This is a genomic window from Scytonema sp. NUACC21, assembly GCF_054684315.1.
Genome location: NZ_BAAFZH010000073.1, coordinates 17090 through 42412 on the forward strand (window position 1 = coordinate 17090; position 25323 = coordinate 42412).

18 protein-coding genes, 2 pseudogenes and 1 CRISPR repeat array are annotated in these 25323 nt (G+C 41.8%); of the genes and pseudogenes, 15 read left to right on the plus strand and 5 right to left on the minus strand.

The genetic code is table 11. The annotated features are described in order from the left end of the window. Positions 1 to 217 precede the first annotated feature (217 nt). On the minus strand, positions 218 to 2038 hold the full coding sequence (locus ACYRY3_RS14150; RefSeq protein ID WP_460202289.1) for an ABC transporter ATP-binding protein: 1821 nt from the start codon (positions 2036 to 2038) through the stop codon (positions 218 to 220). 100 nt (positions 2039 to 2138) lie between these two features. Between ACYRY3_RS14150 and ACYRY3_RS14155 the strand changes: the two genes are divergently transcribed. The 11 genes and pseudogenes from ACYRY3_RS14155 to ACYRY3_RS14205 form a co-directional block, all read left to right on the plus strand. Further along, positions 2139 to 2990 carry a prohibitin family protein gene (locus ACYRY3_RS14155; protein ID WP_460202290.1) on the plus strand — a complete coding sequence of 284 codons (852 nt, stop codon included), beginning with the start codon at positions 2139 to 2141 and terminating at the stop codon, positions 2988 to 2990. 37 nt (positions 2991 to 3027) lie between these two features. After that, positions 3028 to 3564, plus strand: a pseudogene (locus tag ACYRY3_RS14160) (ABC transporter permease); the annotation flags it as partial. Between the two features lie 26 nt (positions 3565 to 3590). After that, the gene (locus ACYRY3_RS14165; protein WP_460202291.1) at positions 3591 to 4850 is read left to right on the plus strand and encodes an ABC transporter ATP-binding protein; all 1260 of its coding nucleotides are present in this window, start codon (positions 3591 to 3593) and stop codon (positions 4848 to 4850) included. A 92-nt stretch (positions 4851 to 4942) separates the two neighbouring features. Next, entirely contained in the window at positions 4943 to 6301 is a 1359-nt protein-coding gene (locus ACYRY3_RS14170) for a glycosyltransferase (RefSeq protein WP_460202292.1), read from the plus strand. Positions 6302 to 6551: 250 nt separating this feature from the next. Continuing rightward, a complete protein-coding gene (locus ACYRY3_RS14175) occupies positions 6552 to 7517 on the plus strand; it encodes a glycosyltransferase family 2 protein (RefSeq protein ID WP_460202293.1) in 966 nt (321 codons plus the stop codon). A gap of 127 nt (positions 7518 to 7644) precedes the next feature. Continuing rightward, entirely contained in the window at positions 7645 to 9468 is a 1824-nt protein-coding gene (locus ACYRY3_RS14180) for a glycosyltransferase (protein WP_460202294.1), read from the plus strand. A 48-nt stretch (positions 9469 to 9516) separates the two neighbouring features. Beyond that, on the plus strand, positions 9517 to 10638 hold the full coding sequence (gene glf / locus ACYRY3_RS14185; RefSeq protein WP_460202295.1) for a UDP-galactopyranose mutase: 1122 nt from the start codon (positions 9517 to 9519) through the stop codon (positions 10636 to 10638). Positions 10639 to 10761: 123 nt separating this feature from the next. Beyond that, positions 10762 to 11256: a class I SAM-dependent methyltransferase gene (locus ACYRY3_RS14190; protein WP_460202296.1), complete on the plus strand. Its 495-nt coding sequence runs from the start codon at positions 10762 to 10764 to the stop codon at positions 11254 to 11256. A 484-nt stretch (positions 11257 to 11740) separates the two neighbouring features. Beyond that, a complete protein-coding gene (locus ACYRY3_RS14195; protein ID WP_460202297.1) occupies positions 11741 to 12913 on the plus strand; it encodes a hypothetical protein in 1173 nt (390 codons plus the stop codon). 65 nt (positions 12914 to 12978) lie between these two features. After that, the gene (locus ACYRY3_RS14200) at positions 12979 to 13128 is read left to right on the plus strand and encodes a hypothetical protein (protein WP_460202298.1); all 150 of its coding nucleotides are present in this window, start codon (positions 12979 to 12981) and stop codon (positions 13126 to 13128) included. Continuing rightward, positions 13129 to 13314 (plus strand): annotated as a pseudogene (locus tag ACYRY3_RS14205) (hypothetical protein); the annotation flags it as partial. It abuts the gene before it with no gap. Positions 13315 to 13521: 207 nt separating this feature from the next. On the opposite strand, the gene ACYRY3_RS14210 reads toward ACYRY3_RS14205, so the two are convergent. From ACYRY3_RS14210 to ACYRY3_RS14220, 3 genes are all read right to left on the minus strand, one after another. After that, the gene (locus ACYRY3_RS14210; protein WP_460202299.1) at positions 13522 to 14667 is read right to left on the minus strand and encodes a ferritin-like domain-containing protein; all 1146 of its coding nucleotides are present in this window, start codon (positions 14665 to 14667) and stop codon (positions 13522 to 13524) included. Positions 14668 to 14700: 33 nt separating this feature from the next. Continuing rightward, positions 14701 to 16629 (minus strand): hypothetical protein, encoded by a 1929-nt coding sequence (locus ACYRY3_RS14215; RefSeq protein ID WP_460202300.1) that lies wholly within the window; start codon positions 16627 to 16629, stop codon positions 14701 to 14703. Between the two features lie 466 nt (positions 16630 to 17095). Further along, positions 17096 to 17425, minus strand: a complete 330-nt coding sequence (locus tag ACYRY3_RS14220) for a hypothetical protein (protein WP_460202301.1) — start codon at positions 17423 to 17425, stop codon at positions 17096 to 17098. Positions 17426 to 17585: 160 nt separating this feature from the next. Between ACYRY3_RS14220 and ACYRY3_RS14225 the strand changes: the two genes are divergently transcribed. Together ACYRY3_RS14225 and ACYRY3_RS14230 are read left to right on the plus strand one after the other, a co-directional pair. Beyond that, the gene (locus ACYRY3_RS14225; protein ID WP_460202302.1) at positions 17586 to 18779 is read left to right on the plus strand and encodes an ATP-binding protein; all 1194 of its coding nucleotides are present in this window, start codon (positions 17586 to 17588) and stop codon (positions 18777 to 18779) included. Continuing rightward, positions 18776 to 19804 (plus strand): ParA family protein, encoded by a 1029-nt coding sequence (locus ACYRY3_RS14230; RefSeq protein ID WP_460202303.1) that lies wholly within the window; start codon positions 18776 to 18778, stop codon positions 19802 to 19804. Before ACYRY3_RS14225 ends, ACYRY3_RS14230 begins: the two co-directional genes overlap by 4 nt. A gap of 49 nt (positions 19805 to 19853) precedes the next feature. Here ACYRY3_RS14230 and ACYRY3_RS14235 read toward each other — a convergent pair whose 3' ends face one another. After that, the gene (locus tag ACYRY3_RS14235) at positions 19854 to 20753 is read right to left on the minus strand and encodes an SDR family oxidoreductase (RefSeq protein ID WP_460202304.1); all 900 of its coding nucleotides are present in this window, start codon (positions 20751 to 20753) and stop codon (positions 19854 to 19856) included. Positions 20754 to 20903: 150 nt separating this feature from the next. Between ACYRY3_RS14235 and ACYRY3_RS14240 the strand changes: the two genes are divergently transcribed. Then, entirely contained in the window at positions 20904 to 21599 is a 696-nt protein-coding gene (locus ACYRY3_RS14240) for a TetR/AcrR family transcriptional regulator (protein ID WP_460202305.1), read from the plus strand. 212 nt (positions 21600 to 21811) lie between these two features. Further along, positions 21812 to 23170: a CRISPR direct-repeat array (repeat unit 37 nt; unit sequence GTTACAATTACTTTGAATCCCTATCAGGGATTGAAAC). An 85-nt stretch (positions 23171 to 23255) separates the two neighbouring features. Beyond that, positions 23256 to 25217 (plus strand): FHA domain-containing protein, encoded by a 1962-nt coding sequence (locus ACYRY3_RS14245; RefSeq protein ID WP_460202357.1) that lies wholly within the window; start codon positions 23256 to 23258, stop codon positions 25215 to 25217. Positions 25218 to 25323 lie beyond the last annotated feature (106 nt).

The window sequence follows — 25323 nt, forward strand, 5'->3', positions numbered from 1 at the left end:
TTTCTTATAAAAAGAATAATCTCACAAAAAGACACAGAGTTAGCAAAGGATTGTGTGGATGTTAAGCGGATGAGATATCTTGTGTCTTACAGATAAGTAGGTCGGCTGAAGGAAAAGCAATTTGTTAAGGAACGTAAACGCCGCCATCACCCTTACAAATGACGACCAAAACCACTTAACTGTATTTGTACCGATCCACTTATCTTATCTTTTACACTCATCTTCCTTGGGTTGCCAAACCAGATTGTACGCGCCAAAGATTGGTATAAACTCCGTTTTGCTCTAGGAGTTGTTCGTGAGTACCGGATTCTACAAATTTTCCATATTCCATGACATAAATTTGGTCGGCGTTACGAATTGTGGAAAGACGGTGTGCGATCGCAATCGTTGTTCTATTTGCGGTGATATGTTCGAGGGAGCGTTGAATTGCTGCTTCTGTCTCATTATCTACGGCTGAGGTTGCCTCGTCTAAAATCAGAATGGGTGGATTTTTCAGAATAGCGCGAGCGATCGCAATACGCTGTCGTTGACCTCCAGATAACTTTTGACCCCGTTCTCCTACGATTGTTTCGTATCCTTGAGGCAATCTCATAATAAATTCATGAGCTTCTGCCACCTGAGATGCCTTGACAATGTCATCATTTTTTGCGTTAAAACTGCCATAGGCGATATTTTCTGCTACACTACCATGAAACAAGAATACATCTTGACTGACCAAACCAATGGAGCGGCGTAAGTCACGCAGTTTTAACTTTTGTATATCAATGCCATCAAGAGTAATTGTTCCTGATTGCACTTCATACAATCGCAGTAAAAGTTTAATCAGAGTACTTTTACCCGAACCAGTAGAACCAACAATGGCAACTGTTTTCCCGGCTGGAATATGTAAAGATAAATTTTCAATAACTGGTAACCTATCTTTATAACTGAACGTCACCTCTTTTAACTCCAACTCACCACGTACTGTCTCAATAGGTAACGCGATGTCTCCCGTAGAAATAGCGATAGGAGTATCTAACAAATCCATGACGCGATTAGTAGAAGCCATTGCCCGTTGGTACTGGTCAAAAGTTGCACCCAAGCTTGTTAGGGGCCAAAGCAAGCGCTGGATTAAGAACACCAGAACACTGTAGGTGCCAACAGACATTTTGCCATTGACAGCAGACAGACCACCAAACAACAGCAATGCCGTGAAACCACCTAAAATCAATATCCGAATCAAAGGAATAAATGCTGCAGATAATTTGATGGCTTTGGTGTTACTGCGACGGTACGCCTGACTTTCTTCTCCTAACCGCGAAACTTCATAATCTTCGGAGGTAAAACTCTTAATAGTAGTAATACCACTTAAATTATTTGCCAAACGCGAGTTGAGAAGACCTACTTTTTCCCGGACATCAGCATAACGAGGTGCAAGCAAATCCTGATATGCAAACGAACCCCAGAGAATAAAGGGGATCGGCAACATTGACATCCAAGCAACATCGGGAGCCAAAATAAAGAAAGCAGAGCCAATAATGACAACGGTAGTAGCCACTTGGAGAAGATCGTTTGCTCCCACATCCAAAAAACGTTCCAGTTGATTGATATCATCGCTGAGTATGGACATCAAACCACCTGTACTGCGTTCTTCAAAATATGCCAGTTCTAACTCTTGCAAGTGTTGGTAAGCATCCAGACGTAAATCGTGCTGGATATTTTGCGCTAAGTTGCGCCAAAGCCTAGCATAAGCGTATTCAAAAAGAGATTCCAGCACCCAGACAATGACAGTCAAGAATGAAAGAATTAAAAATTGCCCAAAGATATCTTTCACCCCTAACTGAGCAATGATAGAATCTTGCTGCTTTACCACTACATCCACCGCGATGCCAATTAACCCTGGTGGTGCTAAGTCAAAAAGTTTGTTAAGAATCGAACAAATTGTCGCCAGCCAAATTTGTTTGCGATACTGGTGCCCATAGTTAAGCAGTCGCTTAAGGGGATGGGTTGAAGACGTTCGCCGTCTCGATTTTCGATAAGACTTAGATATCTTAGCCACAATCGTTTGTAGATGCTTGGATCTGAATACTACCACAGCACCAACAGCTTGGTAATACCATCAAGAGTTGTTTTACAGGGAAAAATAAGGAGACAGCGAATTGAAAAATCAACAATTAGCAAATTGGCAAATCACAATTGTGGGAATTGTGGCGGCAGTGCTTGTGACTTTAAGCCTCAATTCCTTTATCATTATTAATCCAGGACAAGCGGGGGTATTGAGTATCTTGGGTAAAGCGAGAGATGGAGCTTTGGTAGAAGGTATACACCTCATACCACCTTTCATTTCAGTAGTCGATGTGTACGATTTAACGGTACAAAAATTTGAAGTTCCAGCAGAGAGTTCTACAAAGGATTTGCAAACCTTAACAGCAAGATTCGCTATTAACTTTCGCATCGATCCCATACAGGTCGTTGAGATTAGGAGAAAACAAGGAACGTTAGAAAATATCGTTGCCAAAATTATTGCACCACAAACACAGGAATCTTTCAAAATTGCCGCCGCCAGAAGAACGGTTGAGGAAGCAATTACCAAAAGAAGTGAATTGAAAGAAGACTTTGACACAGCTTTGGAGCAGAGGCTGGATAAATATGGGATAATAGTTTTAGACACTAGCGTAGTAGACCTAACATTCTCTCCAGAATTTGCTAGAGCAGTTGAAGAAAAGCAAATTGCAGAACAGCGAGCACAAAGAGCGGTCTATGTGGCGCGGGAAGCAGAACAAGAAGCACAAGCAGAAATCAATCGCGCCAAGGGTAAAGCCGAAGCTCAAAGACTTTTAGCCGAAACTTTGAAAGCCCAAGGGGGACAGTTAGTTTTGCAGAAAGAAGCTATTGAAGCCTGGAAAAGTGGCGGTGCTCAAATGCCAAAAGTCCTGGTTATGGATGGGAACTCAAAGAGTAACGTACCATTTCTATTTAACTTAGGAAATTCATTGAACAACGACCAGTAACCAATGACAAATGACAAATGACAAATGACAAATGACAAATGAATGCAGTAATAGTTTAGTGGTCAACGCCAACCTACTTTCTAAGGTCTACTTTCCGCGTCTGATTGTGCCAACGAGTGCTGTCATTGTTAGCTTTGTAGACTTTATGATTTCTGGGATAATTTTGCTGGCGCTGATGGCATGGTATAACTTTGTCCCTGATTGGCGCATTTTGACACTACCACTATTTATTCTAATAGCCTTTGCAGCATCAATGGGAGCGGGATTGTGGCTAGCGTCTTTGACTGTAGAGTACCGGGATTTTCGCTATGTCGTGCCGTTTATCGTGCAGTTTGGTTTGTACGTTTCCCCGGTAGGTTTTAGCAGTAAGATTGTTCCCGAACAGTGGCGTCTGCTGTATTCACTTAACCCAATGGTAGGAGTCATCGACGGTTTCCGCTGGGCAATTTTAGGCGGTGAATCGCAGATATATTTACCTGGATTTGCACTGTCTCTAGTTATTGTAGTTTTGCTTCTCTTAAGTGGTATTTGGTACTTCCGCAGGATGGAGCGTACTTTTGCTGACGTGATTTAAGAGTGGTTTAAGTAGGAGATTGGGAGATGTCAGATAGTGTTATCCGGGTAGAGAACTTAAGTAAGAAGTACATTCTCGGACATGAAGAACAAGGGGTTTATACTTACAAGACTTTTCGCGGGGCAATGACAAATATGGCAAAATCCCTTGCCAATGCCTTCAATCCCCGTGTCAAAACAGCTGCAAATAAAAGCCAAGAATTTTGGGCGCTAACCGATGTGTCGTTTGAAATTAAGCAGGGAGAGAGGGTTGGCATTATTGGTCGAAATGGGGCTGGAAAATCAACACTGCTAAAAATTCTCAGCAGAATCACCGAACCAACAAGAGGACGTATCCATATTAAGGGAAGAGTTGCTAGTTTATTGGAAGTAGGAACGGGTTTTCACCCAGAGTTGACGGGAAGGGAAAATATTTTTCTTAATGGTGCCATTTTGGGGATGAGTAGGGTAGAAATTCAACGCAAATTTGATGAGATTGTTGAGTTTGCAGAAATTGAAAAATTTTTAGATACCCCAGTGAAGCGCTACTCTTCTGGTATGTACGTGCGATTGGCATTTGCTGTGGCTGCTCATTTGGAACCAGAAATTTTGATTGTAGACGAGGTATTGGCAGTAGGAGATGCCCAGTTTCAGAAGAAGTGTATTGGCAAAATGGGAGACGTAGCAGCAGGTGGTCGGACTGTACTGTTCGTGAGCCACAATATGCAAGCTATCAGGCGCTTGTGTTCTCAAGCAATTTACCTTGAACGTGGAGTCACCAAGAAAGTCAACAGTGTTGAAGACGCAATCCAACGCTATTCAGCTCAATTATCTATGTCAGCCTTTGATATTAACCTAGACAATATACGTAGAAGTAGTGGATTTGGCGACAAAGCACGTTTGCTTAGTCTTCGGCTAGATCCTCGATGGAATTTCAGTTATGGCGAACCTTTAGAGTTAATATTTACCATTCACTGTTTCCAAGAAATATCTGATTTAGCAATCGGAATTGGATTTGAGACTTTAGATGGTAACAGAGTTATGACCCTCGATTCCGACCACAACCAACCTCCTTTACAAATGTCACCCGGCACTCATGAAATCCATCTTCAATTGGATAAAAATCCACTCCATCCAGGTGTATATTCAGTTAGCGTAGCTATTATGTCAAATGCGCGGCTCTTAGATTTTGTTCCCAATACAATCACCTGGGAAGTGGCTTCAGGTCCTACAGACTTAGTTGGAGATCGGGGTTATGGGGGCTGTCGTTTACCTGTCAAAGTATTAGTCCCAAAACTATCAAGATAACCTCTGACTGTCTTTTTCTAGTTCCGCAGTCAGAAAAATCTTAATGGAAGAAAAATACACAACTAAATTCATAGTTAGAAAATACCAAAATTATGAACATACTTATTATTACATTCCATCAAATTTATCCTTTGGAAACTGGTGCTAGTATCTCTCAATTTGGAATGATTGAATACTTAAGCAACCTATGTAATATAAGTTTATTAATTCCTGAAGATAGTACTATTACGGAGCAACAATTTACCGAACTCAAGCAATTGTTACCAAAAGTCAAAGTTTATGCTTTAGATAGTCAAATCCAAGTCAAGAAAAAGAATATTGCTTTAACCATATTGAATTTTATTCACATATCTCTATGGAAAGCCAAAATGAAGGTCAAGGCTTTCTTGAAATACTTATTTAAAGTAACAAATCTTTATAAAAGTATTGGATTACGAGATAATTTTGAGGGAAGTATTTGGGAAGTAGACTTTTTTGATATGTACTCGTCATGGAATCCATTTTATGCTCACAGCAATCAGTATGTTGAAAAATTGAATGAGATAATTTTACAAGATAAAATAGAACTTGTTCAATTAGAATATGTGGATAATTTAAATTTAGTATCAGTAATCCCTCCACATATAAAAAAAGTTTTTGTAGAACATGAATGTATATTTTTAAGAATTAAATCTCACAGAGAAGCTAGAAAAATTCACTCACCTTATGCTGATTATCTTATCAATTTTTACAAATCAATTGAGATATCTTTACTTGAAAAGGTAGATGCCGTTTTGACCTTTAACAATCTCGAACATGAAATTTTAAAAAGTGCTTCTGAAGAGAAAAATCAAAAGAATCAGTTTTTTATATCTCCTTTCCCTATTCTGGATCGAGATTTTCAAGAAATAGACAGAGAAAAATTTATCCTCCCAAATAAGTTGATATTTGTAGGAGCAGAACATCATTATCCAAATAAAGAAGCAGTCAAGTGGTTTCTTGAGGAAACAGCAGTAGAAGTTTTCAGGAGATTTGGCTTAAGACTTTATGTAGTAGGCAAATGGAGACCAGATACAGTTAGAAAGTATAAGAATCATCCAAGCCAAGTTCAATTTACGGGCTTTATTGAAGATATCTATGAGTTTTCTAAGGGTAGTATTAGCATTGCTCCAGTAAGAATAGGAGGTGGTTTAAAAACTAAAATAATGTTGGCTATGGCTCAAGGTATTCCGGTTATAACTACAAGTTTTGCAATTCAAGGCATAAATGCCAAGCATTTGGAAAGTGTCATGATTGCTGATGAGACAGATTCATTTTGCTGGGCTTTAGAATATCTTTTAGCGGACTTAAACCGCACATTTATGATTTGCAAGAATGCACAAAATATCATCAGGCAAAGCTGCTCTCAATCTGTAACTTGTGACCTTAGATATAGTATTTATCAAAAACTTTTAAAGCCAACAGAGTTGTAATGATGAAAAGAATTACCTCGTTCCACCCTAGTTAAGGTATGCAGGAAGTTAGGTTAGTCACAAGCTTAATTGACAAGCTAACTTCTCGAGCGCAAACATTTGCAATGGAGGTTTAAATATCATATAAGACAGTATGCAATGCACCTAAGATATACTTTTTCCCTTAATTTATAAGTTGAAAAAGTGACTTACAGATTCACAGATTGAGCCAAATCATAAATTTTGAGGTTATTATAGCAACGAATAACTTATGTCGAGCCAACCTAAAGTATCTGTCATTATTCCTGCTTACAACACCAGCAGATATATCAAAAGAGCAATAGAATCTGTGTTAGCGCAGACCGAGCAGAATTTTGAAGTGATTGTAGTGGATGATGCTTCCACTGACAATACCGTAGAAATTGTTAATAGTTTTTACGACCCTCGCATTAAACTTTTAGTTAATGAAGTTAATAAAGGACCAAGCTATTCACGAAACCGTGGATTTAAAGAAGCGAAGAGTGAATGGATTGCTCTACTGGACTCAGATGATTGGTATACACCAAAAAGATTAGAAAGGCTTTTGCAGGTGGCTGAAAGAGAAAACGCTGACCTTATTGCTGACGATATGTATTTCATCCCAGAGGGTGAAAATTCTCCTTGGAATATGACACTCTTTGAACAACATAAAATGCACTTAAGCAAGCCCAAAGCAATCGATCCTGTTGACTTCGTAGAACACTATCTTAGTATAACAAAGCCTCTCATCAAGCTTAGCTTTTTGTTTCAGCATAATCTTGAATTTAATGAATCCTTGAAGTATGAAGAAGACTTTGTCCTCTTCCTATTGTGTCTATTAAATGGGGCACGCTTTATTGTCGTACCAGAAGCGTATTATTTCTACCAAATACGTATTCGTTCCTTAATGAAGGAGTATGTTGATTTTTACGAACAAGCTTGCAAAACAAATCTATATCTTTTAGAGCAGGAGTTTACTCAAAAAAATTTGCAACTCAAGCGTACTTTATCACAACGCCTGATAAAAATGCAGCAAACTAGAGCCTTCTATCGAGTTAGACAGGCACTGAAAGAAGGAGCGTTTTTAACTGCATTTACAAAGGCTGTACTAAACCCTCATTTCTTTCCAGCTCTATGGAAAAGACTACCTGGCATTATAAAATATTACCTTTTTTATCGTTCTAAGGTCAACTTTTCTCAAGATCGAGCTAGCATCTAAAAAAATTTAGATGTTTTTACATTTTTCTACTAGCGATCGCTAAATTTCAGATTTCAAACACGCATTAACGACAGCCAGACAACTCTCAAGTTTTTCAAAGAAAACACACCTAAAAGGTAGGAAGCACATGCAAGTCGTCAGCCGAGTTCAATTTCCTCAGAGTGTTGAAACATCTGCCTTATACTTCAAGTTTGATGCAAGTACATCCAAAGATTCTCATGCAAGGGACAACCAAATTATTTTGAAGCGAGGTACCATCCTATCTTTGAATACTTACTTCAACTCAATCTACGAAAAATTCTACACAAAATACACAAGTTTTAGCTCATTGTACTATTTATTAAAGCTTGAAGGGGATTTTGAAGTTTGTGCTTATAGAGAAACCGAGAAGAATGGAAAAGAACGAATTTTGCAGAAAAAAATTGAGCAATGTCAACTATCAAATTATGCAAAAATAATATTGCCAGAACTCCGGCAAAGCCAAGAATCCGGTCGAATTTATTTGGAAATAACTTGCCTTAGTGAAAAGGGTTTGTTTGCAGAAGGATTGGTTGCAACCGAACAAGAAAAACCTAGGGAGGTGTCATTAGCTATCATCACTTGTACCTTCAAAAAAGAAGCCTATGTAAAAAAGACAGTTAATACTATTTTGCAAGACAGTTTCTTAAAGGATAAAAAGTTTAAAATTTTTGTAGTAGACAATGGCAAAACTCTAAATGACAGTGATTTTACAGATTTTAGGGTTAAGCTAATCTCTAATCGAAATGTAGGTGGAACTGGCGGTTTTACTAAGGGGCTGATTGAGGCATTGCAGGAAGGGGTTTATACGCACTTCTTGTTCATGGATGATGATATAGACTTAGATAGTGAAGCTATCTACAGACTTTTTTCTTTGTATGAGTATGGGAAGCAAGAATTTGCCGTAGCTGGCAGTATGCTAGATTTATACAAAAAACACGTTTTGTATGAAGCAGGAGCAATCTATAACAAATCCATCGATAGTAAAGGAAATATCAAGCAGGATAAATTTACAGGTTTTCCTCTAAAGAAGAATTTGAATCTACAAAACACCACCTCACTTAACTCACTTTTGTTAGAAGACGATATTGATTATGGTGGATTTTGGTTTTTTGCTTTTTCTAAAGAAATTGTTGAAAGAATTGGTTTACCATTTCCCTTTTTTATCAAAATAGATGACATGGAATTTGGTTTAAGAATCAACGAAAACTTTGGAAATGCAATAGTGGCTTTTCCGTCTGTAGCTGTGTGGCACGAACCCTTTTATGCTAAAAGACCTGTTTGGGATTTCTACTATTACATTCGCAATCATTTAATAGCCAATGCCATTCACAGTTCATTAGAATATGTGAAGACAGTTAAAAATTTTACCGATTGTATAATATATTATTTGTTTATCTTTGATTACAACTCGGCACAAATGGTAATCAAAGGTTTTGAAGATTATATGCAAGGTCCCAATGTTATCGCAGGCAACGACCCAGAGATTCTGCATTCCAAAATTTTTGAATCAAGTAGAAGTTATAAAAACCAAACTATACTGGCTAATTCTGTTTCAGATGGGGAGAAGTATCAGATTACTAAAGTGGGAAAAATACACAAGCTGGTTAGTTTGTTAACGCTTAATGGTCATTTACTCCCGCAATTTCTAATTGCTGATGAGAGCGTAGTCATTCGATTTAGCCTCACAGAAAGCGATTCTATTTGTAAAGGTTTAGCTAAAAAAAGAATTCTTTATGTTATAGAGGAAAGCCCTAACTCTTATCAATACGAATTGAAGCAAAAAGCTGGTATTAATATTTTATTTACCTGGGTTAGCTCTGTAATTAAAAATTATTGGAAATGGTCAAGTGTCAATGCAGAGTGGAAAAAAGCGTTCAACAGTTTGACCACTATGCAATTTTGGCAGCATTACCTTGAGCCTCAGAAGTAAGAGCGATCGCAATATCCAAATTACATCAAACAAATAAGGAAAAGCTTTATGAGAGTAGATTGGCTGATTGTAGGGGCTGGATATTCTGCATGTATTTTAGCGGAACGGATCGCGACCGAACTGGCACAACGAGTGCTCATTGTAGAAAGGCGAGATCATATCGGCGGTAATGCCTATGATTACTACAACGAGCACGGCATTTTAGTACACAAGTACGGACCTCATATTTTCCACACCAAATCCAAAAAAGTCTGGGATTACTTATCCCAATTCACGGAATGGCGACCTTATTATCACCACGTGCTTGGTGTTGTGGAAGGCAAGAAAGTTCCTATACCATTCAATCTGAACACCCTCTACGCTCTCTTTCCTCCCCGCTACGCCGAAAAGCTTGAAGAACAGCTTTTAGAACACTTTGGTTTTGGAGTTAAAGTACCAATTCTCAAGTTGCGTGAAAGTGCCATTGGAGATTTAGAGTTTTTAGCTAATTACATCTATGAAAACGTTTTCGTCCGTTATACAGCCAAGCAGTGGGAACTCAAACCAGAGGAGCTAGATCGTGGCGTCACAGGGCGCGTTCCAGTCTATATCAGCCGAGATAATCGCTACTTCCAAGATCCTTACCAAGCAATGCCAAAGTACGGTTATACCGAAATGTTTCGCCGGATGCTCTCTCACCCCAACATTAAGGTTCTTCTAAATGCAGACTATCGAGAAGTCATTAACGACATCAAGTTCAACCGCATGGTTTACACAGGACCGATTGATACCTTCTTTGACTATATGTATGGCGAACTACCTTACCGCAGCCTACGCTTTCACTTTGAGACGCTGGATCGAGAGCACTACCAAGAAGTAGGTACAGTTAACTACCCCAACGATTATGATATTACTCGTATTACCGAACAAAAGTATTTATCGGGGCAAACTTCACCGAAAACCACATTGGTTATGGAGTATCCTCAAGCCTATGTACCTGGTAAAAACGATCCTTACTACCCCATTCCACGTGAGGAAAACCGCGAGCGTTATGACCTCTATCTCAAAGAGGTTCAAAAATTGAACGGTACAGTCATCTTTGCCGGACGGCTTGCTGAATATAAGTACTATGACATGGATCAGGCAGCATTAAGAGCTTTGAGCTTGTTTGAGAAAGAAGTGACGCAGTGAGTGAGCGGGTTAGGCTGTAGATTATTTCACCCTGATAGGGATTCTTACAGAACAACCTTTACCACCATAAAAACACATTCTTTTAGTATTCCAAATTCTGAGTTTTCAATTTTTTGGGTAATTATGAGTTCTTCTCCAGTTTGTCTCGATCCAATAGTTGTGCCTTTGATTAGGGGAAAAACAGTGCTAGATGTTGGGTGTGGTTTGGGACGATGGGGTAATTTAATTCAAAGTAATTTTTGGGAAGCTCAATTAGACAAACCTCCATTGGTTGATGGCATTGATGCATTTCAAGCAAATGTAGAATATTGTTCTCAACAGAAATGCTATCGTAATGTGTGGTATCAGGTATTGCCATCACCTCTAGAGGGCAAATGGGATACAGTTTTAGCATGTGAAATTATTGAACATATTGAACAAGAAACAGTTGAAGACTTCCTAAATATTTTGGAGAATGCTGCCAAGAAAAGAGTGATAATTTCAACACCTAATTATCCATCTTTTAGAGAAGGAGCGGATACTGTAGTAGGGTTTAATGATTTTGAAGCCCACTTAAGTTATGTATCCCGTAATGATTTCCGTCGTCGTGGATATAAAGTAGTGGGTCGTGGTTTGTGAAAATGGACGAAGTATCCCGGTTTGCTTTTAGAAAAACTTGTTGCTCCTTGGAAGCCTGGGTTTGAATCAATTTCAAGATTAATCCCCCTTTTAGCAGACTCAATCGTTGCTTATAAAGATATTTGACACTGCTCTTTACCAAAACATCTGTTGGGCTTCCGAAAAACAGAAAGCCCAACTGCTTATGACTATGTAAATTTACTCGAATAGCATAAACTCCGAACGCCTAATTTAAAATGTGTTAACTATTTCATCGGTAATTACGGTTGTGCTAATCCTCGCTCGCCTTTAACGTATACCAAGGCTAGTAAAGCTGTGTTCCCTGAGGCAAACAATTGTTTAGTTTGTCTGACTTAAGCTCTTTAATACAGCGCGTATATCCTGTCAAATTGATTTTTCAGGGTTTAGCCTCTGCCACAGTTGAAGTACGAAGACTCACCATGTGTGAGCTTCAACCGACCATGATTCAAAACAAAAGAGGCAAATGATGATTTTCGACCCCATTACCTTGAGTGCTATTAGCTATGCTCTCAATAGTGCTTCTGTAATCAGCGTTAGCACTCAAAATCAATCAAGCTTGAATCTCAACAACGGTTACAATAGTTTGATAGCCCAAAGCACTGCTCCAACCTCGGTCTCTGGCACAAACAAGTGTGGTCCCGGTCAACCACGCGACAAAAATATATGGCCGTTTGCTTGCGACAGCATTTGGAATATGCCCATTGGATCGGATGCTAAATACGTTGATGCCTATATTGGTTCAAAGGGTGCTGGAGTGGATACCGACTGGTATATCACGACAAAAGAGAGCGACCCAGCCGTGCCAACTTATATGCCAGGGGCTTGGGGCAAAGGTCGTTGCACCGGCACCATACCCCAGCAGCAGGCGCAATGGCATCCCAAAGCTGCCGAGCTGTTGAAGGTTCCCTACGATCTGATTATTCCAGATGCGAGGGAGAATTTTACGCCAAATAACTCAGCAGCGTTTCTGAAGCCAGATGGCAAAACTCTCGTGTCCTTTAATGTAGCCACCCGGTGTGAGCCAGGTGCTCCGCTTTACGGTAATTGGTTTGGAGAGCAGGATATCTACGGCGATGGTATCGATGGTGGACATGGTGGTTCGGGGATGTCCAGCGTTGGCGGTAGTATTCGTAAAGGCGAGTTGTTAGATAACAATCCTATTCGTCACGCACTCAAAATAGATATTTGGGGCAAGTGGCTGTACTACAATCCCGCATCCCCTACCCCCGGTCGTCGCTGGCCCGCCCGTCTCGCTGATGGTGGCGCGCCAAGTCAATACCAGGGTACCAACCCGGCGCTGGTCATGGGTTCTTTGTTAGCGGTTCCACCCCATGTTTCTGCAGAAAGCCTGGGACTGACCACCAAAGCAGGCAAAAAGATTTTCCAGGCGATGCAAGACTACGGTGCTTACGTCGTTGATGATTCTGGTTGGGACTTTAACTACATCTGCCTCGATCGCAGTGCAGAGGAGGAATACGAGGCAGTCACAGGACGCCACTTCAATGATGATAAAGAGCTTCAAGCTGACCTCACTAAGATTATTGGTGCCTTGAAAGTCGTGGACAACAATGGACCGAATAGCATTGGTGGAGGTGGTACACCGCGCCAACCTTTAGCACCACCAATTGGAAATTAAAAGCAGATTGACTATCCTTAGCTTAATCCAAGCATAAGCCCCACATCCGATCCCGAAGTGGCAGTGTGGGACGGACAGTTCGCTCAACGGAGGAAACCGGAGCACGCGACTGTCCTCATGAATTTTGGGGCAATCAAGTCGCGCCCCCCGACCCTACGGGTGAGCAGTCGCTTCAAGTCGGGGAACCCGCCCAACGCGCTGCTCACCTATGTTGAGGCAATTCAATTTTAGTCATTGAACACAACTTAGACGTAATACGTTGTGCAGATTGGGTGATAGATTTAGGCCCAGAAGGCGGCGACAAAGGAGGAGAAGTGATTGCAGTAGGTACACCAGAGGAAGTGGCGGAGAACCCCAAATCATATACCGGGCAGTATTTGAAGCAGGTGTTGCACCCGTAGGTTGGGTTGAGGAACGAAACCCAACATTTCATCGCCGGATTTGATTGAGGAAACAAATCCAACATTTCATCGCCGGATTTAATTGCCAAACCAAACCCAACATTTCATCCCAGGATTTGATTATTTTTGTAGGGTGGGCAGTGCCCACCAGCAGCCGACGGTGGGCACTGCCCACCCTACATCTAATATTCCTCTCAAACAAGGGAACTAGGCTGCTGTTTCTGCTGCTAACAATTGATATTCAAATGAAGGTGCAACACGCTTCCCAGCATTAGGTCCTTCTTTAATTTCCACCTCTGCCATCTCCTGAGCTTGCAACTTTAGTTCAAACATCACCCCGATTGTTGTGTTCAGGTAATCCGAATGACCATTGAAAGTCTTATGCAAGCCGTTCAACAGGCTGGTGTAAGAGTAGTTGAACTGATTGACTAAGCGACGTGCCCGACTGCCTTCGGGATACATCTCAACTTTAGAATTTTCTACGAGTGGATAAATCTTGTCCTCGTCGAAATTGATTGGTTGATTGAGATCGTAAACAAATCCACCTGGGTTTTCTGGGTCTGGTACTAGGCGACCACCTTTGACAATTTGAGCAAAGCGATAGTAATGAGCGGGCTGATTTTCTGGATCGAAGGGGCTAAATTTCTTCGCGAGCTGGTTTACACCCTTGCCGTTAAGAGAGCGTACCCTAGTTTCTCGCACTGTCGTCGTTCCTTCGCCCTGCACAATAATCAGGTTTAAGGCTGAGGTTGCCCTTTCAACGGTTGTAATCTCAAATAGTTCCGTTTTTGGAAACCATTGTTCATTAACAACCTGATTGCGCGGTTTAATGGTTAACGTTCCCTGATGATGTAACTCTCTAATTTTATTAATAATTGCTTCATAGAACTCTCCAATCGTCTTATACTCCTCCTCTACTGGTGCTCTTGGTGCGGGAGGAACGGGTTTGGCTGGGTAATCTTCTGGGTCTACAGAGGTTTCAATTTGCATAAAGGTCTTGGCAATTAAATCTATCGAGAGAGGTGCAAGCCCCACGATGAGATCCGGTTGCACCATTGGTAAATATCCGGGGTAGCTGGGAATAAATTCAGCATTGTTGACTTGGGGTCTACCACCGATCGCATTCAAAACATTGGCAGCAATTACCATGTGCAGCATTTCTTCCCGCACCACTGAGAAGAGGATTTCGGCAGCTGCTTGATTCGAGTTAGGTTGGATGGAATACAGCGCCGTTAGGTAAAGCGGAATGGTTGAGTGTTCTAGCTCGATCGCCGCTTGGAGATGTTTGTAAAGATCTGAAGTTTCTTTGGCGTTGTAGATTTCCTGAATAATGCGAACGGGAACTTTGAGCATATACCTCTCCTTATAGTGCAGAGCGCTTTTATGTTATGAGTTGGATTGATTTTGCCGCAGGGCGATTTGGAAATCTTGGTAGCCGTGAACCCTACTCTCGTCTTCTTCTAGTGCCAGTGCTTCAGGCTGTGGTGCAAATGATGTGACAGATCTTTCCTGAATTGCTTGTGACTCTTCCACAAACGGCGGTTTCTGTTGTCCAAGCCGCATAACATAGCTGCCATCGGCGTTTCGCTCACCCAACCATCGCAGAATGGTGACTCGCTTTGCACGAGAGAGGTCACGAGTAACCGGCATGGAATTGGGGTCATGAATATCTAGCGAAAAAGCCAACTCTAAAATGTCACGATTCTCCCGTACTGAATCGTAGTCTCCCAAGTCCACCAGGCGCTTACTCATAATTGGATAAAGGTTGCCGTACTGTTGGAAAATGGGGTAAATATGTTCAAACCAGGTAGGGCGATCGGGAATTGGATAGCTGTCAAAGAGCAAAACGTATATGGCATCAAGCGGCTGTTTTTGACTGTTTGCTTGCCCTTGCAGAGAATATTGGAGTGTATAGATTTGCCCATCAATGTAACCACGGGGATTACCAGGATCTTGCGTTTCAATTAACAACTTTGCTTTACCAGCCGCATCTGTGATCGGCGTCAGTGGTAAGTTTGTGAGTGCAGCCGTGGGCGTGTCTGTAGGAGGGATTGTAGCCTTGGGATCGTTGGGATCGTTTTGCTGAGCGCCAGTATCATTATCCTGAGGACTGAAAGCAATACTCACTGAGGCATTGGGCAGTGGTTTGCCGTAACGACTTGCAAAAAGTTCGATCTCAGCTGTTTCTGTTGGCTCAACTCGTTGCACAAAATTATCAGCGCGAACCAATAACCCGTCAATACTCTCTCGAACCAAGACTTTCCCTGTGTTGCCATCAAGCATCTGAATCAGCGCCAAAGGATGTTCGCCTATGAGATCCAGTTGCTCGGCAAGCAAAGGTGCAGCCCAAATTCCAGATGTTTTGTACAACCAGTTTGGTGTTCGATAGGGAATTAGGGTACCTAATGCAACAAACCCATCGCCTTTGGACAGCGTTTCAGACTCCTGAGTTTTTACATCTTTAAGAACTGCCAACTGGAGGTCACCAACATCTTGCAGTCCCAACTCAAAAGTCAAGGGTAGGGCATTGCCCAAATCAACCAAGACAGAGTTTTTTTGTTCATCGACCCAGCAATCAAAAAAGTTGATTCCGTTGCTAAGAGATCCCTGTCCATTCAAATTCGGTACCATCCGTCGCCCCAAAACAAACGAGCGAGGCTCATTCTCGTAGTAAGGACCGATTGCCCCAATCACTGTACCAAGGGTAAACCGCTCCTGAGTCCTGTTCGTGCTATAGCCAAAGGTTGTGAACCGGATCGACAATTTCCCATTTGCTGATGCAGCCCTTAGTGCCTCTAAACAGGGAGATCCCCGTAAATCATCCCCCCAGTGCAGGTCGGTCAGTACTGACTGAAAAACAGCAGAGGCTGCTGGAGATCCACGCGATCCCTGACGGCGACTAAACAGAATGTCCCGGAACGAAGCTGGCTCGAATTTTCCCACCAGAAAATCCCGCTGACCGTCTGTTAACCGGATGGTCAGACCCCAAATTGCAGAGGCCAATTGAAATTGTGGGTCAAGATCCACTATCTTGCCTCCCACTCGGTTGTTAGAACCATCAATGAAAAGACCGACAGCGGAATCCTCTACCTTTTCGTCATTGACGGCGACAGATTGAACTTTACAGTTGATTAAACGGTATGCTCCCGAACCCATTGGGTTCCACCCACCATTGGCAGCATCTGGCGTTTGTAACTCTTGAAAGCGCTTCTCAAACGTTGCATTGTCAAAGTGTCTAACATCGTTGTTTACAGTTGACACATCTGCTTGAAAATCACCCGCGAACACAAGCCGTAAATTATTTAGATAACTCATTATTATTCCTTTGCTCGGATTTTTTGTCGAGAGCTTTGACTATCGAGTAAATGATAGAATTCTGGAACATTCTTGAGAAAAGATAAAAGCTGTAATGCTTATAAGCACCAACTTTTAGTATTCGTGTTTTCTCACAACTTAATTATGATGGTTATAAAAGGCTTCACTACGTAATTAATTTTCTTTAATGCAAAAGTCTAGCATCAAATTCTATCAAAATATCAGAAACAATGAAGAACAATACAAAAATTAAAATTTATCAATGGACTTTAGACTAAAATAAAGAAAAGGTAGGGGTGTAGCATCGACAAATAACAGGTAAAATTAGACAAAGTAGCTAGTACAGAAAGGCTGAAGTATCAAGGATAAAGGATGAAATTAAAAGGCTTACACTGTAAACTTTGGAGCAATTTACAATGGTTGCCTTATTTACGCCGACTTGTACTAGGTCTACATTAAACAATTCTTAAAAATTAACTGTTAATACCACACCAAAGGTGCGATCGCAGTCAGGCTGTTCGCCTAGCGTCTTTTGAGGAGAAGTATAAAAGCATTTGGATGAAAGTAACAGGCTTATACTGCAACATTTACAACGATTTACAATGGTAGCCTTATTTGCGCCTTTATGACCGCTACCACTTCTCATAATTGCACGAGCAGCAACACCATTAGGAGTTTTTCTAGCCTTTAACAAACGTATCTCTGTTTGACCTTTGAACTTTCTTTTGACATGTTTCTTATTCCCTTTAGGCTGTTTAATATAAAAATTTATATATAATAATATTAAAATATACATAAAAAATCAACTGACAGTAACACAGCAAAACTAGGATCGCAGTCACAAATCTAAATTTTGTCTAAAGCTTTACGTCTAGCAGGTATTACAGCAGTAATCACCAGAGGCAAGTACTATAAAAAATATGTAGTTAGGCTAGTGGGTACTGCAAAGGAGCCAAATGGACGATCGGGAGTTGGAAGTTCTCCTGAAAGACCTAGAATCAGATCGGGTAGAACGTAAGGCTTCGATTTCTGATAAAGGTAAGCTGTGTGAGGCAGTTTGTGCATTTGCAAATGACTTGCCAAACCATCAAAAACCAGGAGTCTTGTTTATTGGTGTCAAGGATGATGGTAACTGCGCCAATCTTCTCATCGACGATAAGTTGTTGCTGACGCTTTCAGGTATGAGATCGGACGGAAACATTTTGCCTTTTCCCACAATGATTGTTCAAAAACGAATTATCTGCGGATGCGAACTGGCTGTTGTGATTGTAGAACCATCCGATGCTCCTCCTGTGCGCTTTAATGGGCGTGTTTGGCTGCGGGTTGGTCCTCGCAGAGCCACTGCTACATCCGAGGAAGAACGCCGTTTAGCAGAGAAACGACGAGCGAAAGACTTGCCTTTTGACCTTCAATCCTTGGCATCTGCAAGTTTGCACAACTTAGATTTAGACTTATTTCATCAAGTTTATTTGCCCTCATCCTTAGCTACTGAAATTCTGGAAGAAAATCAACGTTCCGTTGAGCAACAACTTACAGCGTTAAGATTTGCGACAGTTGAGTCATTATCAAAACCAACTCTTCTAGGTTTACTAGTAGTGGGTAAAGAGCCAAGACAATTCGTTCCTTGTGCCTACATTCAATTTCTTCGTATTGATGGTAGTGAGTTTACTGACCCAATTAAAGACCAAAAAGAAATTAGTGGTTCACTTCCTAGTTTGCTGAGAATATTAGATGAAACTCTTCAAGCTCATATCTCAGTTGTGACAGATATCACTACTAATCCTGTTGAAATTCAGCATCCGGATTACCCAATAGTTGCTCTGCAACAGCTGGCAAGAAATGCTGTTATGCACCGTACTTATGAAGGGACAAATGCGCCAGTAAGAATTACTTGGTTCAATGACCGCATTGAAATTCAAAGTCCAGGTGGTCCCTTCGGTCAAGTTAATCGTCAAAACTTTGGGCAACCAGGCATAACAGATTATCGCAATCCTCACCTAGCTGAAGCAATGAAAAATCTTGGCTATGTTCAACGCTTTGGAGTAGGAATTCAACTTGCACGCCAGCAACTACAAAAAAATGGCAACCCAACACTAGAATTTGTTGTAGATGATAGCTATGTGATAGCCACGCTTAGAAAAAGATTATGAATACTACAACTATCGCGTTTTTCAATAACAAAGGTGGAGTTGGTAAAACTACTCTAGCTTATCATTTAGCATGGATGTATAGCGAACTGGGATATAGAGTAGTAGCAGTCGATTTAGATCCCCAAGCCACTCTATCCATGATGTTGCTGGGTGAGGATCGCCTCGAAGAGGTTTGGCTGGAAGAAAATCAGCGCAATACTATTTTTGCTAGTATGTTACCTCTACTACAGGGATTAGGCAATATATCAGAGCCACATTTAGAGTTTGTTAGCGATACCCTAGCTCTTTTAACAGGCAATATCAATCTTTTTCAGTTAGAGAGCAATTTGATGGAATGTTGGTCTACCTGGTTATATGATGTAAAAGATAATAATCGACAAAAACTAGCCTTTCAATTTATATCTACCTTTTGGAAAATTATGCAAAAGGTAGCTATAGCTCACGAAGCGGATTTTATATTAATAGATTTAGCTCCCAGTATAGGAGCTATTAATCATACAGCATTAATTGCAACCGATTACATTGTTATTCCACTTGGCTTAGACTTCGTTTCTCTCACAGCCCTACCTCACCTTGGAATGACATTGCAATGTTGGCGCAAACAGTGGCAAGAAATACTAGAAAAAAAGAATTTTATAACAGATATAAAGCTTCCCCTCGGGACTATGGAACCAATTGGGTATGTTGTAACACAATACCCAGTGCGGTTGGATCGCCCCGTGAAAACTTACCAAAATTTAATAACCGATATCCCAAAGGTTTATCGAGAAGCGATATTAAATCAGCCACAAGATAGTAATATCTCTCTTGGCAACGATGTCAATTGTTTAGCTCTATTGAAAACTTATCCCGGCTTAATACACATGGCTCAGGAAGCTAATAAGCCTATGTTTCATCTGAAACCAGCTGATGGTGCTCTTGGCTCTTACATGAAAGCTGTAAGAAATGTTTACCAGGATTTTGAAAGCTTAGCTAATGCTATCGCAAAAAGAACAGGGATAATTAAGTTGTCTCAGCGTGCTTAAAATTGCTAAACCACGAGTCGAGAGAGCCCTTGTAAAAAGTCTGTCTACTTTACTTCACCAAATTTTCCGCAAAATACCTACCCCAATTGGGTTGCTGACCATCAATATCGGTAAAACCGTATTCTTCTGAAAGCCCCCAAGAACTGAAAACACCTCCTGACTTATAAGCTACATTTGGATCGGCTGCCAATGCTGCGATCGCCCTTCCAATATAGTAAGGAGTCTCCGATGCAATAAAATGAGGATCTTTCAGCGCCCCCTCTTGCCAATTAGACTCCGTTACACAAAAGTGCTCTAGCATCGCTTCAGACCGCAGGAACCCAGGCGTTACAGCCAGCACAGTCACACCATAAGGGCGAAGTTCTTGAGCTTGAGCATATGCTAGGCGAATCCCACAGACCTTTGCCAAATCATAAAAGAAATTACCGCGATAGTCCAACTTATCGCCATCAGTAATTTCTACAATCAACCCTTGACCGCGTGCAATCATCAATGGAGCAGCATAACGACTGGTGATGATGTGGGTATGTACAGCCCGTTCCTGCATCAGTAACCCCTTAGCAATGGAGAGTTCCCAGAATGGCTTTCCCCACTCCGTCAACTCATCACCTCCCCAAACATCATTTACTAGAATGTCTAGCTGTCCCTGTTCTACCCGAACTCGTTCAAACAGTGCTTGCACCTCTTCTTCAACAGTGTGATCCACTCGAACGGGAATGCCAATACCACCATGTGCCTCCACCATCTCCGCTGTCTCTTCAATAGTTTCAGGACGGTACGGCAAGTTGAATGGAGAATGAGTGTCTTGTCGCTTTGGACGCATTGCACGAGTGCTTCGACCAGTGCAATAGACTGTTGCACCCGCCTCTCCCAACATACAAGCAATACCCCGTCCTGCACCGCGAGTAGCCCCAGCGACAACTGCTATTTTGCCCTGTAGTGGTTGCATTCTACTTTCTCCTTGATTTTATGCATAACACGCCTGAAATTTTGGCACGAGAAAGCCCTTGGTTAAATAAATTCTACATTGTAGATTTTCATGATAATAATCTACCCTGTAGAATTTTGACAAGAGTATCTGTTCAAAAGGTTATGGAGTATGGGACGCAAGCTTGGAAGACCAAAAGCAGGTCAAGAGACACTCTCACGCGAACGCATTCTCAACATTGCGCTTCAGTTAATCGATCGAGAGGGGGTGGAAGCATTCAGTATGAGACGCCTTGCAAGCGAGTTAGGAGTAGATCCAATGGCAATTTATTACCATCTGCCTAACAAGCGTGCTGTTTTGACTAGTGTTATCGAGCGGGTTTTTAATGAATTGCAGTTACCACAAATCCCGGACACAACGTGGCAGAACCAGGTACGTACTTTTGCAAAATCTTACTGTAAGTTAACCCAGACACACCCCAATCTTGTGCTGTACCTTGTCTCAGATGCAGAGTCAGCAGGAATTGCAGCACTTGCGGCAAACGAAGCTCTTTACACAGCACTCATCTCTGCTGGACTATCACCGCGAATGGTCGTTCGGGCAGCAGACTTAGTAGTAGACTATTTAAATGGATTTGCCCTTGGTGAGCGATCGGGTCGTTTGGGACAACCTGGTGAACGTCAGGAACTCTTGACTCAACTCCAGCAGCATCCACCAGAGCAATTTCCGTCAATGCATCATATCTTTAGCAGTCTTACAGAGAATGAAATGTTTGCCAACTTTGAAGCTGGTATCGACATCATTCTTGCAGGCATCGAAGCTAGTACCCACAATACTGTTTTCTATGCCAAAAGCGCGGATGGGTAGGTGTTGGAAAAGCTATTCACTCCAAAATGGCTGAACTGATTATGAAACAAAGGTTTCAGGCGATCGTACCCTCTCACCCATCCGCGCTCCTTACCCAGACTGGATTTCAGCCATTTTCGCTCTCCTCAATCCAAATTTTTTTTGCTATGATTAACCCATCCGCGATTCCGAACAATGAAAATCTCATATTATCTAAGTCTCAGGTTCCCAGGGTTACAATTACTTTGAATCCCTATCAGGGATTGAAACAAAAAGGGCTGGTTTAGCCCTGAACACCAGCAGACGTTACAATTACTTTGAATCCCTATCAGGGATTGAAACATTTTTATTTGCGACGAAGCTGAAAGAGCAGCCTTAGAGTTACAATTACTTTGAATCCCTATCAGGGATTGAAACTTCCACTCGCTGATGGAGAAGGGCAAGATAAGCGAGGTTACAATTACTTTGAATCCCTATCAGGGATTGAAACTGAGGCTTGCTGCTAGATAATGGCGTTTTTCCATCGTTACAATTACTTTGAATCCCTATCAGGGATTGAAACTCCTCCTCCTCCTCCTCCTTCAAATCCTGGCTCTATCGCTTGTTACAATTACTTTGAATCCCTATCAGGGATTGAAACTGGCTATTTACCTTTATCCTTTGAATAGCTGGCTTGGTTACAATTACTTTGAATCCCTATCAGGGATTGAAACAGACCGGGCTATTATCAGCCCCAACAGCCCAGTATTCGTTACAATTACTTTGAATCCCTATCAGGGATTGAAACGTACCGCCCCAAATTCGAGGGTGCGATCGCCTGGAAGTTACAATTACTTTGAATCCCTATCAGGGATTGAAACCCCTGTCCCCGGTGGTTCCCCTGCATCGGCAAACGTTACAATTACTTTGAATCCCTATCAGGGATTGAAACCTAACTCTTTTGCTACTTGATTTTTACCGCGAGGTTACAATTACTTTGAATCCCTATCAGGGATTGAAACAAGTTGCTGAGATGCATCATGGGATGGGATAAGCGATCGCCCGTTACAATTACTTTGAATCCCTATCAGGGATTGAAACTTTTCTGGCAGCTTGTACACCAACAATGCAGTTCCCGTTACAATTACTTTGAATCCCTATCAGGGATTGAAACTGATTTCATCTAATTGTTTAAGTCCCTTGGCGTAGGTTACAATTACTTTGAATCCCTATCAGGGATTGAAACAACCTCATCCCATGCGGCATTAGCTAATATTTCAAGTTACAATTACTTTGAATCTCTATCAGGGATTGAAACTAGTTTGTTGTGCCCACTGCGAAAGTTGCAGGTAGTGGGAAGTTACAATTACTTTGAATCCCTATCAGGGATTGAAACAGCATCGCGCCAAGAGGGGTTAAAGCGACGAGAAGTTACAATTACTTTGAATCCCTATCAGGGATTGAAACTGCTTGGAGGAATCGGGGGCGGACAACATAGGTAAGGTTACAATTACTTTGAATCCCTATCAGGGATTGAAACAAAGGGATACAATCCCGATATTAACTGGAAGATGCGGTTACAATTACTTTGAATCCCTATCAGGGATTGAAACATTAAACTTTTTGAACCATGACAATTTGTCACTTTACCGAGGCGATGGCAGTGAAGTGGAAGCAGTTGATGGCAGTAAAAAACTAATGACTAATAATTTACAAATTCAATTAAGTTGGGACGATCCTACAACGGGGGAACGTCGAGAACCTCTTTTAGGTGTACCTATCGCCCTTGGTCGTGATTTTGCGGCATTGCCCGGTGAACTCAAAGGACAGCGTGTCTCTCGTATGTTGCTTAACAGCAGTCAAGTCTCTCGTTTCCATGTCCTGATTGACTGGGAGCAAAATCAGTTGGTAGTGACTGACCAAAATAGCACGAATGGCACGTTTGTAAATGGTCAACGTCAGGCACGCAGTGTTCTTGGTAATGGGGATACAGTACAAATAGGGCCATACATAATCACCATTAATTTTGCTGCTACTCGTGCGCCTGCACCTACCCCTAGCGTTCACTCTGCTATCCAATTTAACCCCAATACCAATCTCCCAGACCCCACTCTACCTCCACCTCAAGTTGTCACTCCCCTTGGTAGTCATTTTCCACCCCCTGTCTTTCAGGAAGAAAAAGTTTCCGTGCAAGCACTGCACGCAACAGGCTTGCCCGTAGATGAGAGTGATTATCTTGCAGTTGGGGCAGGGCTTGGTAGTTACATCTGGGTCGATTTATTGAGGATGTCTGGTGTCCGGAGTGAGAAAATTGTCGCTTTAGGATTGGAAAAAGAGCCATATGCCCGATACAAACGCCTCTGCCTAAATTCACAAATCCCTTTGCACGAACGCTTGCGTTCAAATTCTGATTCTTGTCCTGATAACATTTGGGGTTGGCCTAGTTATGCTTTGCGGGAAGCATGGCATGACTTTTCTAAAGGGAGGTTAGACCAGTGTTTTCGGTATTTGTGGCAGGTCTTTAGTGAACCAACTTTTGCCGAAACTTATACGCCTCGTGCAGGAAATGTCTTCAACTCTATAGACCGGGAGGCAAAGCGCATAGGCTGGGATAAGATTTACCGTTACGGGCGGGTACGGGCAATTCGCAAAACTGATGATGGGAGGTATTGTGTAGCCTACTCCCAAGGACCGGGAAGCCATGCTTTTCATGTCGCCCGTCATTTGCACCTAGCAACTGGTTATCCCGCTATTCAATTTCTCCCCGATTTGCAAGCTTATCGTGAGAAGTATCAGGATTTTAAATCTGTTGTCAATGCTTACGAACAACACGACCACATCTACGAACAACTGGAACGACAAGGAGGTAAGGTGTTGCTTCGAGGGCGGGGAATTGTAGCTTCCCGAATCGTGCAACGTATTTATGAAGCTCGTCGCCGCAATCGGAATATTACAGTTTTACACTTGATGCGATCGCCCAAACCAGTGGGCAATAAATTTGAGAAAGCACAGCGCTTTGTGAAGAATCATTACGAATACCAACCCTTCAACTGGCCTAAAGCCTGTTGGGGTGGAGAGCTACGGGAGATGCTGGAAAAAGCAAGCCCCGACGAACGCAAGCGCTTTTTAACAGACTGGGGCGGGACGACCACTGCCGATCGATACGACTGGCAGCGCATTACCGAAGAAGGGTTAAGAGAAGGTTGGTATAAAATCGAGTTTGGTGAAGTCGAGAAAGTAGAACGAGATGCCCAGAAACGACCAGTCACTTACATTCAAGAAAAGGGTTTCGGGCAAACAACCTTAGACGCTGACTTTATTATTGATGCCACTGGGCTTGATGCCAAAGTACAAGCAAATCCCCTACTAGACGATTTAGTGAAACATTACAACTTACCGTTAAACTACCTCGGTCGGTTGTCTGTGGCAAATAACTTTGAAGTCGTCGAGATGCGTAATGACAAGGGTCAAATGTATGCAGCCGGAGCAATTACCTTAGGGGGTCCCTATGCAGCTGTTGATAGCTTTCTGGGGTTGCAGTATGCCTGCTTGTGTGCTGTTGATGGTCTTGCAGCTGCCCGTGCATCCGGAATCAAGCACCTGAACGCCATAAGTTCCTTTGGGAATTGGTTAAAGTGGGTCTTTAATCAGTCACCTTGAACTAAGTTGATTGGTATGAAAAAACACAGAGCGCTTTTTATACCGTTAGGATGAATTTTCATAAAGCTGTTATGGAAAAAAATTCAAAATACCCATCAATGGTATA